Below are 19,303 nucleotides of genomic sequence, written 5' to 3'. Positions count from 1 at the left end.
AATTATGAATTATGAAAACGCTTTAAGCATCTTATTCAGGCTAATAACGTGGTGTATCGTTTCCCCATTAATCAGGAAAGAGGCAGGTTTAATGACCAAATACATCCGAAATATTGTTAACAATCAGAATGTCACTTCACAGGCTACGTTGATTCGTGGCGCGACGATACTGAGCATGGACGGGAACGTCGGTAACATTGAGCGCGGCGATATTCTCATCAACGGCTCAACGATTACCGCCGTCGGCCAGAACCTTGATGTGCCGGGTGCGCATGTCATTGATGCCACCAACATGATCGCCATGCCGGGAATGGTCGATTCTCATCGTCACGCATGGGAAGGACAGTTGCGCCGCATTAACCCAAACGCCACCTGCCTGGACGACTACAGCAACGCCACGCACTTCTCCTTCGCTAAATATTACCGTCCTGCCGATATCTATGTTGGCAACCTGCTGACGGCGCTGGGCGCTATTGACGCGGGCATCACCACAATGATCGATAACTCGCACAACAGCCGAACCGCAGCGCATTCCGATGCCGCCGTCGAGGCCCTGCTTGATACCGGCATTCGTGCCATTCATGCTTCCGGCGCACCGGTAGCTGGCGAATGGGATAAAGCGCACTGGCCGGGAAACTGGCAGCGTCTGCAGGATAAGTATTTCACCGACAACCCTGAAAGCCTGGTCTCTCTCGCCGTCATGGCCCAGCTGGAGCCGGAGTTGTGGGCCGAAGCCCGCCGGCTGGGACTGTCGATTGTCACTGAGTTCTTTGGCGCTGAGATGGGGTCTGAACTTGAGTCGCTGCATCAGCAGGGGCTTCTGGGTCCGGACAATATTTTCAATCACTGCACGGCGCTGCCCGACAGGGGATGGGAAATTCTGCGGGAGGCCGGTGTCCGGGTGAACGTCTGCCCGCGCTCAGATTCGCACTATGGCATCGAAAGCGGGATGTTCGCCATTGAGGCCGCGCAGCGTCATGGCATCAACCCTGGCCTGAGCGTAGACAATGAAACGTCGTACAGCACCGATATGTTTATGGAGATGCGCGTCGCCTTTTACCTGCAGCGCGTGATGGGCATGCATCAGCAGCAGTGCTGCGATTCTGAACATGCGCTGAAAACGCTTCCGGCGGCGCAACTCCTTAAAGCCGCGACTCTTGATGGCGCTGCCTGTGCAGGGCTGCAGGACAAAGTTGGCAGCCTGACGCCAGGCAAACAAGCCGACCTGGTGCTGATTAGCGTCAGTGATCTCAATCTTTACCCGTCCGGCAATGCCTTTGGCACGGTGGTTCATGCCGCCGAGCGCAGCAACATCGACACCGTCATGATCGGCGGACGCATCGTTAAACAGAACGGTAAGGTGCTGGGCGTAGACAGCGCGCGACTACGTGCGGCGATTGATGAGTCGCGTGAGCACCTTTTTGCAGCCTCTGGCTACCAGCCTGACATTTTTGCTGACACCTTCCTGCCGCTGGTGCAGGCCGACTGACCAGGATGAAAAGCATGGGCATGACCTATTACGTAATCGCTTTTGCCGCAGGTCTGGGGATCACCCTGCAGACGACCCTGAACAGCCAGCTGGCAAAGGGACTGGGCGGCGACCCGGTCACTGCGGCGCTGTTTTCATTTACGGCGGGCGCGTTCAGTCTAGGGATTTACGCGCTGCTGCGGGGTGGGTTGATGACATCGCTAGCGGCGATCCCGTCGCAACCCCTCTGGAGTCTGGCGGGCGGAATGATAGGTGCATGTGCACTGTTCAGCTATGTCGTGCTTGCGCCGAAAATTGGGTTTTCAGCTCTGCTCGGGCTGGCGATTGTCGGACAGTTACTTTCCTCGCAGATGATTGATCATTTTGGCTTGTTGGGCGCTGTGCGGCGTCCGGTTTCGTTACTCAGGCTGGGGGGAATGCTGGTTATGCTGATCGGACTTGCCGTCATGCTTTTCAGCGATCGACTTTCTGCGCGTTATCTGCAGTAACTGCGTTTACCCACGTTTACCACAGCGCAGACGCGGGTGAGTCACGCTCAATGTGCAGTACGACCTTTATTTATCCGGAGGATTAACATGTTTTCAATTGCAGCTGATGTCAGGAATACGCTGGGAGAGTGCCCCCTGTGGTGTGAAAGAACATGCAGACTCTATTGGACTGACATTGAATGCAGTGAACTACTCGCCTTAGAAGAAGGCGATGACGCTGTGATGCGCTGGTCGCTGCCAGAACGCCTTGGATCCTTTGCCCTGACCGAAAAGAGTCACATTCTGCTGATGGGACTCGCGTCCAGGCTGGCTTTCTATGATCTCAACACCGGTATTCTTACAACGGTGGCAGCCTCACCGGGAGAAACAGGCACCCGCACAGGTGACGGACGGTGCGACCGTGCCGGTAATTTTGTCTTTGGGACTATGGATGAAGGTTATCCCGTAAAAGTCATCGGTAAGTTTCACCGACTAAATGCTGCAACGCTGACTGTTGAAACGCTTGCGCTGCCCGAGGTCGCCATCCCGAACAGCATCTGTTTCAGCCCCGATGGCTGCACGATCTATTACAGCGACTCGATGCAGGGCAAAATATTCTGCTGCGATTATCCATCTCTGGAGAACCCGCGCGTGTTCACCGAAACAGCAGGCAATGGTGCACCTGACGGCTCCTGCGTGGATGCGATGGGCTATTTATGGAATGCTGAATGGGGAGGGAATCGTATTGTTCGTTACAGTCCGGATGGGACCACAGACACTATCCTGCCATCCCCTGGTATCCAGAGCACCTGTCCGATACTGGCCGGTGAGGGCTTCACCAACCTCTACTGCACCACTGCTTCTGTGGGGCTTTCTGCGCCATCAATTTATGACGGTGCTTTACTGAAGGCCGAATCTGCAGTCTTTGCCGGTTTACCAGAAAGCCGGTTTGCAGCATAAACAATGTGAGAGCTCTAATTGCCGCATGCGGGCAGGACTTTATCTGCTTCAGTCTGCCAGTAATGTCCGCTTCTGGCACCAAACTGCTGTAGGTGAAGCCCATCAGGCTGCTTCGAGCGAGCAGCGGATCTTTGACACTGAGATATTCAGCTTCTACTGGCATTTATTTTGTACCAGCCCTTTTCGGCCTAAATACGAACCGGACATCCCATATATATTTTATTTCAGACGGGTGACTCGCCCAGCACCCAACTGGGTCCGGTATCGGTAAAGCCCGCAGGGAAACGACTCGCGGCATTATATGACTGTATCCAGCCCGGATAACGAATCCCTGGATGACTGACCTCATCGAGCATTCCTTTTTCTTCTTCACTGAGCTCAACAGACAGTGCGCAGAGGTTGCCCCTGAGTTGCTCCACATTACGCACGCCCGCTATAACGCTGGTCACCTGCGGTGACGAAAGCAGCCAGGCGAGCGCAATGCAGGCTGGTGTGGTGTTGTGTTTTTCAGAAACTGCTCTGAGCACATCCACGATATCCCATGCCTGGTTCTTGTCGACGGGTGGAAATTCGATCTTCGCGCGCCTGCCCGAAGCGTCATGATTGCCGCTGCGATCAAACTTGCCTGAAAGCAGCCCGCCTGCCAGTGGACTCCAGCACAGAAGTCCGCTGTGGCTGTCCTTGATTGCCGGCAGGAGTTCATGCTCAATGTCGCGGCAGGCCAGCGAATAAAAAGACTGTACGCTGACAAATTTCTCAAGCTTATGTTCAGCCGAGACACCCAGGGCTTTGGCAAGCTGCCAGCCCGCATAATTCGAACAGCCGATATACCTGACCTTACCCTGTCGCACCATATCATCCAGTGTCCGTAAAACCTCTTCAGGCGGCGTTGCAGCATCAAAGTTGTGAACCTGATATAAGTCAATGTGATCGGTTTTAAGCCGCCGCAGGCTGGCTTCAAGCGCCTGCATCAAGTGATAGCGCGACTGGCCTGCATCATTTGGGCCCGCATTCATTCTGCTGTGCGCTTTTGTTGCAAGGAAAACCTGACCGCGGCGCTGCGCCAGCACTTCGCCCAGCACGCTTTCAGAGCCCCCCGAACCATAGACATCGGCGGTATCAATAAAATTGATGCCGGCGTCCAGCGCCTCACCAACGATAATATCCGCCTCTTTGCCCGTCAGACGGCCGATGGCATTACCGGCGGCATTATCCGCCCCGCCAAATGTCATCGTCCCGAGACAAATGCGTGAAACATAAACCCCTGTTTTACCCAGTTCTGCGTATTTCATTTGGTTTTCTCCGTTAAGCTCCAAATGATAATGACGCAGATAAAAGCTTTCTTTTATTATAGAAATCCCTTTTTTATTATTCATTCGTCCAGGATGTTATGGATCCGCTGTCTGATATTCTTTCACTCCTGAAGGTAGAGGCCATTCTTACGGCCCGTATGGAAGCACGTGGCCCCTGGGCAATGCGGTTTCCCTCTTATAAACACATTAAGTTCGGCACTGTGCTTGAGGGGAACTTCTGGCTCTGGATGGTCGGAATGCAGCCTCTGCTGCTTGAAAAAGGGGACTTCTATCTTCTGACCTCGGGTGACGCTTACTGCTGTGGCTCAAGTCCGGCATTGATGGTGAGTGACGGACGGCAGATATTCTCTTCTCACCGTGAAGCGGATGGCGTGGTCCGCTACGGCCAGGGAGAACTTATCAGTGAGGGGATTGGGGGAAGATTCGTATTTGAGGAGGCTTCCAGCCCGCTGCTTTTAAAACATCTGCCTCCGGTTCTGGTTTCACGACGAGAGGAAAGTTCTTCTCCTGCACTCACCGCCCTTATCACTTTGCTTTCGCATGAAACATCAGCGCTTCGTCCCGGACACGACATTGTGGCCAGTAGCATGGCAATACTTGTTCTGGTGCAGATGCTGAGGGAATACTTAGAGGGTAATCAGAAAGGGACATCCTGGCTGAAAGCGCTCGGTGACAGGAAAATAGGAACCGCACTGTCACTGATACATTCTTCTCCATCTGCAGACTGGACGCTGGCAAGTCTGTCTGCTAAATCAGCCATGTCCCGCAGTGCGTTCGCTAGTCGGTTTCACCAGCTTACCGGTTCAACGCCCGGGAATTATCTGACGTCATGGCGAATGGAGCTGGCATGCGCTGAACTCAGGAAACATCACTTAAGTATTAGTGAGATAGCAAGATTAACCGGATATAAATCTGTTCCCTCTTTTTCGCTGGCATTCAAACGTCATACCGGAAGAACGCCAGGAGGCTACCGCAATCTGCATAAGAACACTTAAGAGGCCACTCTGATAATTGTCTTTTTAATGCGTTTGCAAAATTATCAAAAAGTTATCGCAGCGTGCAAAGATACAACGTCCGCTTCTGGCACACAACGGCCAAACAGGAACAGGGCACCTATGAGCGAAATGCAGACCTGCAATTACTGTCTGCGTTTCCACTCATCGACTACATCACCTAAATTTTTTGGAACATCATTACGTATCCAGGCCATAAATTCTCGATTAAATCGAAAGTCGTCCCCACACTCCTTAATCATGAAACGACGGACGTTTTGAGTGTTTTTGTAGTTTTTATCAACATTCGTAGCACGTGTAAGCAATGAGCTATGCCAATCTATTTTCAATTTACAATCCCCCTGTAATGACTCATTTTTTAGCATTCGTTTCATACCCGAAATTGTCTAAACGTCGAATTCATTGCTTGTTAAGAGCGAGGAGCGGACATCGCTATTCATACTTGAATCCACATCAATGGTAGATCTGTGGTTTTGAGAACATCAAAGCATTTTTACAGTGTAATCTAACCAAGCGGGAAGATTTTCTTTGTACCAGTTGAGATATAAATGAAAATCACTTTTCTGCCGTTCATTAAGCAGTACCACTACCTCGGTAACAATCCATGCTTTGGCAATTGCAATTTCTTTAGCCAAATCATTAGGCTTAGAATGGCGAGATATACAGTTATAGCGTTCTGAAAAATCGGTAAATTTTTGTATAGAGCCCATTCCCTTTATTAGGGGGGCAAGGTCAATTGCTGGGCTTCCAATGCTGAACCTCTCCCAGTCGAAAAGAACTAAATCACCGTCATCCCTTTTTCCCCAATTACCGGCATTACTATCACCTGAAATTAAGCACTGACCACTAAACAGAGCATCACTTGCCTGCTGGAAATGCCGTAACTGTTGTGCTGATCTGCCAGGTAATGCCAAAAGATTGAGCGATTTTTCGAGCGCTGATTCTGACCAAGTGTGATTGTGATAAACCCACGAAGGGTCAGATGGATAGCAATGCAAGCGAGACAGAAATGACAAAACTTCATCTCCTGCAACTTCGTCCTGACCAACTTTATGTGGGATATATTCCAGTCTCAGCTTGCTTAAGGATGGATCGGCGTACAAGAGCTTTGGGGTGGCAATGTCTACCTTAGCGAGGCTCTTTGCTGCATGTTGATAAAAACTATACTCAACATTACTGACAGGACATTTCTCGACTACCTGATGACCTGATTCATCCATCAAAAGTGCCACTTTGGCGATACCCATTCTGGATATATTATCAACAGCCATGCTGACATGTTCCCCAATAATTAATGCAGTGTAGAGCTAGCAATGTCTGCTTTGGCACAGAGCGGGCATTTCAGCTTTGCCCTACCCCTGACATCTGAACTTAGCCTTGATACCAGAACCCAGTAATTAGCCCAGCGCACTCATACTGGTCAAACGCGCCTCATGGCTTCATAACGATGCGGCCAAGCGGTTTCGCTGTCTCGGCGAATTCGTGGGCCGCAGCAGCGCTGGCCAGGGGGAAGATGCGGTCAATGACAACCCTGATGCGCCCTGCGGCTAGAGCCTGCAACATGTCGTCCACACTTGCCCGAACTCCGGGCTTTTCAAAAAGGGGTCCCATAAATACCCCCATGAGTGTCTGGTTAGACTGCATTGGCGGCCACAAGTCGACAGTCAGGCTGCCACCGCCCGCATTACCGACGAAGACGAGACGTCCTTGCGGAGCGAGTGCAGCAAGCGAAGCAGGTAACGTCGTCCCCACCGGATCGACGACGAGGTCAACACCGGTGCCATGGGTGTACTGTCGGACACTGTCCACGACGTTATTCTCTGCACGATCCACGACATGATGGGCACCAAGTTCAAGCAACCGGCTTCTTCGCTGCGTCCCGCTTGCCACGGCGATGACCGTCGCGCCTGCTTGTGAGGCAAGCTGAACGGCCGCGAGCCCCACGCCACCCGCTGCTGCCTGAATAAGGACGGTTTCCCCGTGCCGGAGCATGCCTCGTGTGAAAAGGCAATGATGCGCGGTTCCAAAAGAAATCGGTAACACCGCCGCTTCTGCCGTATCCACCCCGTCGGGTATCAGCCAGGTTCGTTCCGCAGGCACAGCCCAACGTTCCGCATGTGATCCCTGTATGTTAAAAGCGGCGACTCTGTCCCCAACCTTACGGCTACTGACTTTCGATCCGACTGCAATAACTGTGCCCGCGGCCGCGTAGCCGACGATCCATAAAGGATGAGGCGGCGGAGTTGAACGGCGGTTGATCAGATCCCCACCTTCAATCGAGATAGCCTCGACAGAAATCAGGATGTCGTCAGGCCCTGTGACCGGATCCGGGATATCGACATATTTCAGGACGCCGGGAGCGCCTTCCACATCATAAACCGCTGCTTTCATAAATTTTCCTCTGCCTCATCAGTCAATCCGGACCGGTCCGGCAAACCATCCCGGTCCGGCCTATAGCACGTCAGAAATCTCTCTGTTGCCTCTGCAGGCTGCGCGGGCTGCCCTGTTGAATTTTCGACGGGCGGAAAGACCCGTAACGCTCAGGGCAGCCTGGCAATCACCTTAATCTCGAACTTGAATCCGTAAAGCCACGTCACGCCGATCCCGGTCAACGTAGGGTAAGGCGCTTCCCCCCAATATTCTGGCAGGATACTCCAGATAGCGTCGAGGTTTGACTCGGGATCGACGACAAAGAGGGTAACGTCAACCACGTCTCCGAACGTGCAGCCCGCAGCCGTGAGAACAGCATTAAGGTTATCGAATGCCAGCCTGATCTGCTCTTTAAGATCCTGTTCAGGCGAACCGTCCTCCCGGCTACCCACCTGCCCCGAAACAAACAAGAAGCCGTTAGATTTGATGGCCGGTGAATACCGGTTGCGCTCATAGAGCGCCTGTCGCCCGAAGGGAAAAACTGCTTCACGTGTTGTCATGTTTGTACCTTTGCAATGGGGCGAAATCTGCCCAATGAATATAAAGACACTTTACAGGTGCCAGATCGGGTGGATAAACAAGCGACTTTGTTCATCATTGTTTGTAAAATCCAAACAATCGGTGAAAAGAGAGGGTAAGGAATGGATCGTTTCGATGCGATGCGCGCCTTTGCTCGTGTGGTGGAGGCAGGTAGCTTCACAAAGGCTGCCCAAACACTTCATATGAGCAAAACCACGGTGACACAACTCATTCAGCAGCTGGAAGCGCGGCTGCGCGTCAGGTTACTCCATCGCACCACCCGCAAGCTTGGTGTCACTCCTGATGGAGCGGCGTACTACGAGCGCGTCCTTCGCCTGCTGGCGGACATGGATGATGCTGAAAACAGCCTGTCAAGGACGGCGATTACGCCCGGAGGACGGCTACGGGTGGATGTGCCCAGTCCGCTGGCCCGCCTTGTGCTGGTGCCGGCGTTACCGGCTTTCCACGCGCGCTACCCTGATATCCAGTTCGACATGGGCGTGAGTGACCGGGTGGTGGATCTGATCGGCGACAATGTGGATTGCGTCCTGCGCGGTGGCGAAATCAACGACCAGTCCCTGATCGCCCGTCATGTCGGCGATTTGCAAATCGGCGTCTACGTCGCCCCCAGTTATGTGGAACGCCTTGGCGCCCCTGCGCACCCGCAAGAGCTGGAAAACACTGACCATCGCATAGTGGGATTCTTGTCCTCACGCACCGGCAAGATTGATTCTCTGGTACTGCACTGTGAGAGTGAACGTATTGAAATCAAGAGCAGTTATGTGCTTGCAGTGGATGATGGCAATGCTTACCTCGAAGCTGGGCTGGCCGGGTTAGGCGTGATTGCGCTGCCAGTCTATATGGCGGCAGCACATCAGGCTTGTGGCTCCCTGATCCCGCTATTTGAACACTGGCGTATTAATCCAATGCCCCTGTACCTGGCATTTCCGCCAAACCGCCATGTCAGCGCCAGACTGCGAGTTTTTATTGATTGGATCGTTGAATTGATGCAGCAGCATGTTCCCAACTCCAACAATAAGTAAGTACGTGCCAGCCCCCTGATTCGCTCATCAGCGTCGATTGGTGCTCAGACCGGGTGGCATTTGCGGTTCGATGATGGCGTGACTACCCAATGTCTCCGGATGATAAATAAATGAGCAGTCTCAGGCCTTCTGATAAACCCTTTAAAGTCTCCGAGATTAACCGTCTCTTCAACATTGAGACGATTTATTATGAGCTTTCTGTACCACATCCCCGGCACGTTCATCTCACCTGATTATTTGCAAATAAAACCTCTTCACATCACTGCCCTCGCCAAAATAAACAATCTTAAACACCGAACAGAAGATGACTCTCAGCGCTAATTTCTACCCTACTGCAAAAAATTAAGGTTTTTCCACTGATCAAATGAACAAACCGTCAGAGCTGTCAGGTGAAACTAAAAGTGAGAGCTGTGTAACGTTCCCTTAACACGACAATTGACGAATGTTTTGCCGTGGGTATTGTCTATATCTTACAAACGAGCAAACAAAACTGATCATATGAGCAAAAAGCTGAGTATCTAAAACCATAAACCCGTTTGTTTGTCGTTCAGTTATCACTTTCAGCTCTGTCATTTCTTAACGATAGTTCAGAGGTAGTTCTATGAAACAGGACCTTGTAGCGGGTATAGATTCCTCCACCCAGTCTTGCACCGTCATGCTGCGTAGTCTTGAAAATGGCAAGGTGATCGCACAGGCTCGTAAGTTGCACCCACCGACCACGCCGCCGTGTAGCGAGCAGGATCCGCAAGCCTGGTGGGATGCTTTAGTCTCCGCGCTCACTGAATTAAAACAATGGTGGCCACGTATTGCAGGTCTGGCTGTCGGTGGCCAGGGGCACGGCCTCGTCATGCTTGATAATCACGATCGCCCGCTGCGTCCTGCGAAGCTGTGGAATGACACGGAGTCTGCGCCGCAGGCGCGTGAATTGTGCGAGAAGATTGCTCCGGAAGAATGGGCACGCCTGACGGGTTCCGTTCCGGGGCCGGCAATGACCATTTCTAAACTGGCCTGGACAGAACAAAATTATCCGGGGCTGCTGGAAAAAGCCCACCGCATCATGCTGCCGTTTGATTATCTGGTTTACCGTCTGAGCGGTAGCTTTGTGTGCGAGCGCGGCGGGGCATCCGGTACGGGTTACTTCAACCCCTTCACCAATAGCTGGGAACCACAGCTGGCAGCGGTGGTTAACAGTCAAATTGACTGGATTTCCCGCTGGCCCACTATCATCCCGTCGCATCAACCTGCAGGCGTGGTGAAGTTGATGCCTGAGCTGGAGGAACTGGCGGGTGCAATCGTGGGTGTCGGGACCGGCGATAACATGTCCGCCGCGTTAGGGATGAACCTGAAAACCGGTGATACCGGTATCTCTATCGGGACCAGCGGTACGTTGTATGGCATCACCAATAAGGGGATTACCGACAGCACCGGCACCATCAACGGTTATGCCGATGCGGCCGATCGCTTTATCCCCATGATTACTACACTGAACTCCGCCAAAGTCACCGATATGTTTCGCAAAATGCTGCGCGTTACCCCTGACGAATTCGACGAGCTCGCGCTGAGTTCACCACCCGGCGCCAACGGTCTTCAGCTTGTTCCGTGGTTGGACGGCGAGCGCACGCCCAACCTTCCTGACGCCACGGGACACATGCGCGGATTACGTACCACCACAACGATGCAGGATATGGCACGCGCCACCGTGGAAGGCGTGCTGTGCGGCCTGCTGGCGGGCGGTCTGGTACTGAAACAACACGGTTTCACTGACGACGGTCGCATTGTTGTCACCGGCGGTGGCGCAAAGTCGCGCGCCTATCGTCAGATTCTGGCTGACCTGACGGGCAGGCCCGTATGGATTTCTCCGGTGGGTGAAACGGCAGCCGCGGGTGCAGCCATTCAGGCTGCCGCTGCCGTGCTGGGATGCACAAATATTGAAATGGCCGATCGCTGGAGTGTGCCGCTTGAGAAAGTGGCCGGGCCACAACAAGATGCGCGCCATGTCCTGGACGCTTACGTTACCTATGCCAATGCATTATCAGGAGAGCTGCAATGAGTTCAATGACTACCCCTGCCAAAATCAAACCGCCTAAGCAGCCGCTCAAAGTCCCTGCAGAAGCGGGTATCGCCGTGGTTTTCTTACTGGTCATGCTGGGCGGGTTTATCGCCACGCCTAACTTCCTGACTGTTTCGAACATGATGGTGCTGCTTCTGAACGGCGCGGTCATCGGCTTCCTTTGCCTGGGACAATCCTTTGTCCTGCTGACCGGGGGTATCGACCTTTCCTGCGGCTCCATCGTGGCGATGACCTGCGTGGTTGCGGCGTTGCTGATGGAGAAATTTGGCATTCCGTGGCAGCTTGCCGTACCCATCGTGTTGGCGGTGGGTGCGCTGAGTGGTCTGGTAAATGGTCTGATAATCGAACGCACCGGCGTGCCGCCATTCATTGTCACTTTTGCGATGATGGGGGTTGCGGCATCCATACCACAAATTATCACCGGCGCCGAATCGATACGCGTGACGCAAATTGGTTACAGCCTCATCGGTCAGTCAAAACCGCTGGGTATTCCGTTCCCTGTCATAGCGCTGCTGCTGGCCATTGTTATTGGTGTCATCTTCCTGCGCCGCACCATCACCGGGACTCACATCTATGCGGTAGGCGGTAACGCAGATGCTGCACGCTTATCGGGGATCAGCATTCCACGCATCACCCTGTTGGTGTATGCCATTTCCGGGCTTTGTGCGGCATGCGGCGGCCTGATTTATGGATCGCGTCTGATGACAGGCTATCCGACGGCGGGCCGTGGTGACGAACTGTTCTTCTCAATCGCGGGTGCGGTGGTCGGTGGCGTCAGTCTGTTTGGCGGCACCGGCAGCCTTATCGGCGCGATGATTGGCGCCATGCTTATTGCCTCAATATCGAATCTGATGAACGTACTGAACGTCAGTGCCTACTGGCAGCCGCTGGTCATCGGCCTGATCATCCTGTTCGGCGTCACCTTCGATACCTTACGTACCTCGAAAAAAATCGTGATCCCCTGGCTCAAAGTCAGGAAGTCACGCAAAACACAACAATAACGCTTCTTAAACCCTGACCTACATATATCCAGGAGATAAACATGAAACTCCGTACCACAATCACCGCAGGTGCAGCGATAGTCGCACTGTCCTGCATGCTCGCCGGCTGTAACCGTGAGGATACTGAAAGCACCGTGGGTGCCGGCAAAAAAACATTGGGCGTTACGCTGCCGAACCTCACCAACCCTTATTACGTTGCCATGAAAAAAAGCTTTGAAGACAATGCAGCGGCACAGGGCCTGAACGTAAAAATTTCGATTGCTGATAATGACGACGCCAAGCAACTTTCGCAGGTGCAGAACTTCATTGAACAGAAGGTGGATGCGGTCGCAGTGAACTGCGTCTCCTCAGGCCCGTGCGTGTCGATCATAAACCAGCTTAATCAGGCAAAAATTCCGGCGTTTGCCATCAACATCCTTCCGGATACCGAGGGGATGAAGCAGCAAAACGTCACGCTGGTTCAAGGTGTTCAGACCGATCAGCGTGAAGGCGGCAAGCTCATTGGCCAGCAGCTGTTGAAAGACATTGGTGAAAATGGCACGGCGACAGTGGGTATCGTGGGAGAACCAACATCCATTGCCGCAAATGCACGTGATGAAGGCTTCAGGGAAGCCGTGGCATCCAACAAAAACATTAAGTTCGTCGCGCTGGTCAATGGCAAAGTAGAAGAAACAACCTCCCTGAAAGTCACCACTGAAATGCTGCAGGGCAGGCCAGAAATTAACGTCGTGTACTCAGACACCGAACCTTCCGCGCTCGGGTCACTGGCGGCAATCCAGCAACTGGGTGTCAGTGACAAAGTGAAGCTGTATGCGTTTGTGGATAAAGAAGGCGTCAAAGCCGTTCAGAACAACAGCATATTGAAAGCCGGTGCGATTCAGGAGCCGGTTAAACTGGCTCAGTTGCTGGTTGAAAATGCCAGGAAGAGTCTGAACGGTGAACAGGTTCCCGCCATGATCAACAACCCACCGCTGCTGGTCACCAAAGACAACGCAGCATCGGTAATGGGTTCAGCATACTGACTTAAGTGAAAGGCGAAGAATGATGAATTATGTGGCGAAGCAGGTCAAAATCGGTTTTTCGGGTGTGCAGGTTCTCCACGGTGTGGATTTCAGCGTAAAGCCTGGCGAGATCCACGGCCTCTTTGGCCATAATGGAGCGGGTAAATCAACGCTACTGAAAATCCTGGCGGGCGTTAACACGCAGGATAGTGGAGAGCTGATGATCGGCGAAACGCCGGTGCACCTTGCTTCGCCACGGGATGCACTCAACAAAGGTATTGCTTGTGTGTATCAGGAACTCCGTCTCATTCCCGGCATGAGCGTCTGGCAAAACCTTTTTCTCGGACGTGAATGTCGTAAAGGCAGTGGCTTTATAGATGATGCAAGTATGATCGCGCATACCGAGAAAGTACTGAATGATTACCATCTGAGTTTCAGCGCTACCGCGCTGGTCAAAAATCTGTCACATCCTGAAAAGCAGATGCTGGAAGTGGTTTCTAACCTTGATCGCGACGCCCGTTTTCTTTTCCTCGATGAACCGACGACCGCGCTGGAAGGTGCGCAGGCAGAAGAACTGCTGCAGGCAGTACAACGTATCGCACGCGAAAAGCAGATTGGCGTGGTGCTGGTTTCTCATAAATTAGATGAAGTGTTGGGTGTTTGTGATGAAGCGACCGTCATGTGCGGCGGCCGGGTGATTTACAACGAAGGCAAAAAGACGCTGAGCAAAAGCGCCATCATTGACGCTATTGTGGGCGATGCAAATGCCTATCAGGCGCCGTCTAACAGCCGTAGTCTGATACGCGGCGCGATGGGCAAACCCTGGCTCTCGGTCACCAACCTGCAGACTGATCGCCTGAAAGGCATCAACCTTGAGGCATATCGCGGGGAAATTTTGGGTATATACGGGCTGGCCGGCGCAGGGCGAACGCGCTTGTGCCAGACGCTGTTTGGGTTGGAAACCGTTACCGGTGGTGACATCCGGCTGGGTCACAAAGAATACCATCCTTCTTCACCGGCAAAAGCCATTGATAAGGGGATTGCTTACCTGACAGAAGAACGTAAAAAAGATGGCTTCATTCCTCAGATGTCGAGCTATGCCAACGCCATGCTGCCGGTTCTGAAAAAATTCCGTTCTGGCGGATTTGTCAGTCACAGCGCGGCGCGGCAGGCCGCCGCTGAGTTGCTGAGCAAGATGAATACGCTGGGAACGCTGAGCGGACCGATTAAATCGCTTTCCGGCGGCAATCAGCAAAAAGTTCTGCTCGCCAGGGTCATTGCGCAAAACGCCAATCTGGTATTGCTGGATGAGCCGACCAAAGGCGTCGACATTGGGGCAAAAGCGGATATTTATCGCATCATCCATCAGCTGGCGGATAAAGGCTGCTGCGTCATCGTGGTATCGAGTGAGGAAGAGGAATTGCTGGACGTGGCAGATACCATTACGGTGTTCCGACAGGGTAAATGCGATGGTGTGATCATTCCTGCACGCGACCTTAAACCCGCAGATCTCCGCAAAGCCGCATGGGAGCATGCTGAAGCCCAGGCTTAGGGCACTCGTTCCCCGGAACTGAACGCATCCAACGGCCAGCTTAGCTGGCCGTTTTTGTTTCAGCGTTTAATTAACGTGCCAGCGGCGAGAGGGCAAAAAAATGGCAGACTTTTACATCTCGGGTATGCGCAGAGACAATGCAGGGCAACACATTCAGCACGTTAATTTTAATGATGCGATGTTATAAGCGAATGAGCGCTTCCGGCGAAGCGCTCAGTGTCATTACTCAAAATCAGCGTGTCGTTTGAACATGGTTTCACTGGTTTCACGCAGTTGTTCCATGAGTTCCAGCACGATGGCATCATAGGTGATAAAGCAGAGTTGCTCGAAAGAGGAACCCATTGGCTGCGAAAACTGGCCCGGTGTGCGATCGTTTTCAGTTTTGACCGTTCCCGGTAATACCAGCACGCAGTTGGCCAACTGGCCAATCGCAGAGTCTTTCTTCATGGTAACCAGCGCCACGTCGACACCACACTCAACGGCTTTCTGCGCCAGGCTCTTGAGACTGCCTGTTTCGCCACTGCCTGAACCAATAATTAACAAATCACCCGCTTTCGTATGAGGTGATGAAATTTCCCCGACTACGCTGACCGAGAAGCCTAAATGCAATAAACGGTTAGCGAACGCGCGGATGGCAATACCGCTGCGCCCCGCCCCTTGCAGGAAAATATGCTTCGCATTTCTAATCTGCCCGATAAAATGCTGCGCCTGATCATTGTCGATATTGAGCGCGTTTTGCTCCAGTTCCCTGAGAATACTGACTGTATTTTCCTGAACACCCATTTTCTTTCCCTCCGGTCAGGCAATTGTACGGCCACCATCCATGAGGATCGTCTGTCCCTGGATGTAGGAATTCGACTTATCAGCAAGGAAAATGGCCAGGTTTGCGACATCATTGATGGTGCCCAGACGACGGACCGGAATTTTCTCCAGTACTGCATCTAAATCTGCCTGCGTCGGGTAATTAACACGCATCATTTCGCCGGTGTCGATAAGACGCGGCGCGATAGCGTTGACGTTAACACCTTTTGGCCCCAATTCCTTCGCCAGACCACGAATAAGGCCTTCCCCCCCCGCTTTACTGGCCGGATAGCTCACCCCCCCGCCAGTACCTGACAGCGCAGAACCGGAGGAGATGTAAACGATTGAACCCTGGTTAGTTAAGAAGTCATCGTAGAATGCTTTGACCGTATTGAATAAACCCGTCAGGTTGATTGAGAGTGTTTTGTTCCACTCTTCGAAAGTAATGTCTTTGACTTTATTAGCAAAAGCGACACCTGCGTTCAAAACCAGAATGTCGATACGGCCATAAGCCTCGATAACTTTTCTGCGCACTTCAGCCAGTGCCTGCGGATCAGAGACGTCCGTTTTGACAAAGAGCGATTTAACATTGCCAAAGGTCAGTTCTTGCGCAGTTTTGATGCCATTAGCCTCGTTATAATCGACAATGACGGTATGCGCACCGCGTTCGGCGAATTGTTTTGCAATTCCTTTACCAATCCCATGCGCACCACCGGTAATTAGCGCAACTTTACCTTCAAAATGACTCATCGGTTGTTCTCCTGAATCTTTGTACTTAACGTGAGAGAAATCCCCCACGTCTGCGGTCTACATAATGATTACGCGCTCAATTAAGAGCGCGTGAATATATGTTGGATACTTAATGCATGACAGACTTTAATGCCTGATAGCTTGCTTTAGGGTTGTCATTAAATAACGCGCCACCGACAACAATTAAATCAGCACCCGCCTCCTGTACTTTTTTCGCTATTTCCAGATTAACGCCACCGTCGACTTCAATTTGAATGTGCCGGTCAGCAATCATTTCTCTGGTTTTCCTGATTTTCTCCAGGCTTTTCTCGATGAAAGTCTGCCCGGGTTGCCCCGGGTTAATGGTCATAATCAGGATGTAATCAATATCGCCCAACAAATATTCCAGAACACTTTCAGGCGTACCCGGATTGATGACCACACCGGCTTTTCGCCCGGCCTTTTTTATTTTCTGTAAAATAAAATGCACATGCGGCGTTGATTCATAATGCACTGAGATCATTTCTGCGCCGGTATTAATAACATCATCAATATGTCTTTCAGGATTAGCCAGCATCATGTGTACGTCGAAAGTCATTTTGCTGGCTTTTTTCATTGCAGAAATTTGATTCGGCCCAAAGGCAATATTATTTACGAAGGTTCCATCCATTAAATCAACATGCAATATTTCAGTGTTCTCTTCTTCTAAAAAACGCAGCTCATCTTGCAGACTTAAGATATTCGCGCCAAAAATTGATGGTAAAATCTGTGCCATGGTAAGCAAACCTCATTTTTAAAATCAATGGAATACAGTGCTCAACCAATACGTCAATACTTCCCACGGGCCAGTCAGTACAAAGTCAGTACCCTGCCCCTGCAAGCCGACGCCTGCGCCATGCAGGAATTGGGTTGCACCCGGAGCCACATACCCTCCTAAATACATCACGACAATACTGAACAGTAAGGTTGAAATAATTGAGCGGATGACGTTTCCGTTGCTGGCCATTACGGTCATGGTTGTCATATAGATGATTGACATCAGAACGCCGATGGGGAAAATCATGATCCCCGGTAAAATCAGTGCGCAAAGCATGGTCAACGGAATGGTGATAACGGTGACGGTGATGGTCGCTGGGTCGCCCAATGCCAGGGCACAGTCCATACCGATGTTCAGTTCGGCGTCTTTACCCATCTGCTTTTGCATAATATCTTTGGCACTTTTCCCAATTGGAGACAGTCCTTCCATCAGGACACCCACCACTTTAGGCAGGAGCACCATTACCGCAGCCACCCCCATTGCCATCGGGACAATAGTGGTCACAGGCTGTTTCGTCAGCAGTCCAAGCAGACAACCTACAATGACACCGATGATAGCGGGTTCACCAAACACACCCAGACGTTTCTGTACGCTCTCCAAATCAACGTCGAGCTTGTTCAGGCCGGGGATCAGGTCGATAATTTTATTGACCAGCAGTGCAAAAGGTAATGTCCAGCCTATATGGATCATGGTGGTACAGGTCGTCCCTTCCAGGCCATAATATTTCTGCCAACGGGGAGCAATTAAATCGCCAATAAACAGAGCGATAACGCTAAGTGCGACTGCCACGCCAAAACCGATAAAGAAGCTGTCAAACACGAAATAGGCCAGCGCGCCGGGAACCAGGAAGTGCATATAATTCCAGATATCAACGTTCAGCGTTTTGGTTAATTTAAGACGAACAAGTAGCAAATTAAGAATAATACCCACTGGAACAACTAAAGCGGCAAAGGGTGCCACCCATGCAGCCGCGCCCACCGCAGGCCATCCGATATCAGCCACAGTGAATCCGCTTCCCAGTTTTGAATAGTAGGCAATTGCCGGCTGCAGGGATGTACTCAACAGATTAACAACCAAACCTAAACCAATAAAACCGATACCCACGGTGATACCAGACTTAATGGCAGCACCGACTTTCATGCGGAAAACCAAACCCAAAATGAAGATGACAAGTGGTAGGATTGCCGTTGCCCCCATGCTTGTTATCGTTAGCATTATGTTTTTTAACATGTCCATCTTGTCATCCCCTGTGTTTTCTTATTAGTTTTTAGCCAGCTCTGTTAATAAATCCCCTAGTTTTTTTCGTAACACAGCTTCATTAATCCCGGTGATAAACCCGGCCACACTCATATGCGGTTTTCCGATATCACCTTTGTAGTTATTCGTGGTTAAAATCACATCAGCATTCTGTAATTCAGAAGGAAGTTCTGACATGCTGCATTTATTTATTTTGAACTGAGTAATGCCATATTCTGTACACACGGATTTCACTTCATCAGCAGCGATAGTTGACGTTGCGACACCGCTCCCGCAGGCTACGAGGATATTAATCATCATTATGCTCCTGAACTCTTATTGCATGACGGTGGAAATAAAAAGTGCCTGCGCTTTCTCGGAAGGAAGCTCAAGTAAATTTTGATAAAAGTCTTCCATTTGAAGATTACTAAAAAGGGCCTTCAGCAGTTGCAGCTGATTAGCCGGATCGGTAACGACCAAATTGATAATGAGTTTGACCCACAATTTATCGTCGCCATCAGCCTGATCAACCTGAACCGGTTCAGGTAAGCGAATAATATAAATCGACGGGCTGTTGGCCTGGTTGCTGTCGCAATGTGGGATCGCCACAGAATAACCATCAAGCAAAATACCGGTTGGATACATGGCTTCGCGTTCGCGCAGTGCTGCCAGATAGGTCTTTTTCACTATCCCTTCTGAATACAGCTTTTCATGGATGTGCTGCAGCACCTCATCGTAATTTTTGAATGCTGCACCATCTGCAACATTAATAGTGACTGTACTCACCTTTTCACCTCGCCTTTTTGCTCATTAGAGCAAATATAATCGATCACATGAGCAGTTATAGCATGCCAATTTTCC

At 51.5% G+C, this 19,303-nt stretch carries 20 protein-coding genes; 9 read left to right on the top strand and 11 right to left on the bottom strand.

Annotated features, from left to right (window positions below):
- Positions 1-91: 91 nt before the first annotated feature.
- From ACFX4U_RS22580 to ACFX4U_RS22570, 3 genes are all read left to right on the top strand, one after another.
- A complete protein-coding gene (locus ACFX4U_RS22580; RefSeq protein WP_129991134.1) occupies positions 92-1,489 on the top strand; it encodes an amidohydrolase family protein in 1,398 nt (465 codons plus the stop codon).
- Between the two features lie 14 nt (positions 1,490-1,503).
- A complete protein-coding gene (locus ACFX4U_RS22575) occupies positions 1,504-1,977 on the top strand; it encodes a DMT family transporter (protein WP_015697043.1) in 474 nt (157 codons plus the stop codon).
- An 87-nt stretch (positions 1,978-2,064) separates the two neighbouring features.
- Positions 2,065-2,916, top strand: a complete 852-nt coding sequence (locus ACFX4U_RS22570) for an SMP-30/gluconolactonase/LRE family protein (protein WP_015697042.1) — start codon at positions 2,065-2,067, stop codon at positions 2,914-2,916.
- 224 nt (positions 2,917-3,140) lie between these two features.
- Here ACFX4U_RS22570 and ACFX4U_RS22565 read toward each other — a convergent pair whose 3' ends face one another.
- Complete coding sequence (locus ACFX4U_RS22565) at positions 3,141-4,208, bottom strand: aldo/keto reductase (RefSeq protein WP_013578385.1); 1,068 nt, start codon at positions 4,206-4,208, stop codon at positions 3,141-3,143.
- A gap of 98 nt (positions 4,209-4,306) precedes the next feature.
- Here ACFX4U_RS22565 and ACFX4U_RS22560 point away from each other — a divergent pair, with 98 nt between their 5' ends.
- On the top strand, positions 4,307-5,224 hold the full coding sequence (locus ACFX4U_RS22560) for an AraC family transcriptional regulator (protein ID WP_013199736.1): 918 nt from the start codon (positions 4,307-4,309) through the stop codon (positions 5,222-5,224).
- 143 nt (positions 5,225-5,367) lie between these two features.
- Here ACFX4U_RS22560 and ACFX4U_RS22555 read toward each other — a convergent pair whose 3' ends face one another.
- The 4 genes from ACFX4U_RS22555 to ACFX4U_RS22540 all read right to left on the bottom strand — a co-directional run bounded on the left by ACFX4U_RS22555 (position 5,368) and on the right by ACFX4U_RS22540 (position 8,172).
- Entirely contained in the window at positions 5,368-5,571 is a 204-nt protein-coding gene (locus ACFX4U_RS22555; RefSeq protein WP_112198305.1) for a DUF6434 domain-containing protein, read from the bottom strand.
- Positions 5,572-5,724: 153 nt separating this feature from the next.
- Entirely contained in the window at positions 5,725-6,513 is a 789-nt protein-coding gene (locus ACFX4U_RS22550) for a phosphotransferase (protein WP_112198283.1), read from the bottom strand.
- A gap of 160 nt (positions 6,514-6,673) precedes the next feature.
- The gene (locus ACFX4U_RS22545; protein WP_129991135.1) at positions 6,674-7,633 is read right to left on the bottom strand and encodes a zinc-binding alcohol dehydrogenase family protein; all 960 of its coding nucleotides are present in this window, start codon (positions 7,631-7,633) and stop codon (positions 6,674-6,676) included.
- Positions 7,634-7,782: 149 nt separating this feature from the next.
- The gene (locus ACFX4U_RS22540) at positions 7,783-8,172 is read right to left on the bottom strand and encodes a RidA family protein (RefSeq protein WP_015697037.1); all 390 of its coding nucleotides are present in this window, start codon (positions 8,170-8,172) and stop codon (positions 7,783-7,785) included.
- A 141-nt stretch (positions 8,173-8,313) separates the two neighbouring features.
- Here ACFX4U_RS22540 and ACFX4U_RS22535 point away from each other — a divergent pair, with 141 nt between their 5' ends.
- The 5 genes from ACFX4U_RS22535 (at position 8,314) to ACFX4U_RS22515 (ending at position 14,859) form a co-directional block, all read left to right on the top strand.
- Positions 8,314-9,234, top strand: a complete 921-nt coding sequence (locus ACFX4U_RS22535; RefSeq protein WP_129991136.1) for a LysR family transcriptional regulator — start codon at positions 8,314-8,316, stop codon at positions 9,232-9,234.
- 601 nt (positions 9,235-9,835) lie between these two features.
- Positions 9,836-11,284 carry a xylulokinase gene (xylB, locus tag ACFX4U_RS22530; RefSeq protein WP_129991137.1) on the top strand — a complete coding sequence of 483 codons (1,449 nt, stop codon included), beginning with the start codon at positions 9,836-9,838 and terminating at the stop codon, positions 11,282-11,284.
- Positions 11,281-12,306: an ABC transporter permease gene (locus tag ACFX4U_RS22525; protein ID WP_047611322.1), complete on the top strand. Its 1,026-nt coding sequence runs from the start codon at positions 11,281-11,283 to the stop codon at positions 12,304-12,306. Before xylB ends, ACFX4U_RS22525 begins: the two co-directional genes overlap by 4 nt.
- 41 nt (positions 12,307-12,347) lie before the next feature.
- Positions 12,348-13,328: a substrate-binding domain-containing protein gene (locus ACFX4U_RS22520; protein WP_047607858.1), complete on the top strand. Its 981-nt coding sequence runs from the start codon at positions 12,348-12,350 to the stop codon at positions 13,326-13,328.
- A gap of 19 nt (positions 13,329-13,347) precedes the next feature.
- Complete coding sequence (locus ACFX4U_RS22515; RefSeq protein WP_223226851.1) at positions 13,348-14,859, top strand: sugar ABC transporter ATP-binding protein; 1,512 nt, start codon at positions 13,348-13,350, stop codon at positions 14,857-14,859.
- A 222-nt stretch (positions 14,860-15,081) separates the two neighbouring features.
- Here ACFX4U_RS22515 and hxlB read toward each other — a convergent pair whose 3' ends face one another.
- The 6 genes from hxlB to gatA form a co-directional block, all read right to left on the bottom strand.
- Positions 15,082-15,642 carry a 6-phospho-3-hexuloisomerase gene (gene hxlB / locus ACFX4U_RS22510; RefSeq protein ID WP_047611324.1) on the bottom strand — a complete coding sequence of 187 codons (561 nt, stop codon included), beginning with the start codon at positions 15,640-15,642 and terminating at the stop codon, positions 15,082-15,084.
- Between the two features lie 15 nt (positions 15,643-15,657).
- Positions 15,658-16,410 (bottom strand): SDR family NAD(P)-dependent oxidoreductase, encoded by a 753-nt coding sequence (locus ACFX4U_RS22505; RefSeq protein WP_129991138.1) that lies wholly within the window; start codon positions 16,408-16,410, stop codon positions 15,658-15,660.
- A gap of 109 nt (positions 16,411-16,519) precedes the next feature.
- Positions 16,520-17,164, bottom strand: coding sequence for a ribulose-phosphate 3-epimerase (rpe, locus tag ACFX4U_RS22500; protein ID WP_129991139.1), 645 nt, complete (start codon positions 17,162-17,164; stop codon positions 16,520-16,522).
- A gap of 24 nt (positions 17,165-17,188) precedes the next feature.
- Positions 17,189-18,442 (bottom strand): PTS transporter subunit IIC, encoded by a 1,254-nt coding sequence (locus tag ACFX4U_RS22495; RefSeq protein WP_015697028.1) that lies wholly within the window; start codon positions 18,440-18,442, stop codon positions 17,189-17,191.
- Positions 18,443-18,466: 24 nt separating this feature from the next.
- Positions 18,467-18,760, bottom strand: a complete 294-nt coding sequence (locus ACFX4U_RS22490) for a PTS sugar transporter subunit IIB (protein WP_024359913.1) — start codon at positions 18,758-18,760, stop codon at positions 18,467-18,469.
- Between the two features lie 18 nt (positions 18,761-18,778).
- On the bottom strand, positions 18,779-19,228 hold the full coding sequence (gene gatA / locus ACFX4U_RS22485; RefSeq protein WP_020439342.1) for a PTS galactitol transporter subunit IIA: 450 nt from the start codon (positions 19,226-19,228) through the stop codon (positions 18,779-18,781).
- Positions 19,229-19,303 lie beyond the last annotated feature (75 nt).

The organism is Kosakonia sp. YIM B13588 (assembly GCF_042788165.1).
Lineage (GTDB): Bacteria > Pseudomonadota > Gammaproteobacteria > Enterobacterales > Enterobacteriaceae > Kosakonia > Kosakonia sacchari.
This window is presented reverse-complemented; position numbering and strand designations above follow the sequence as displayed.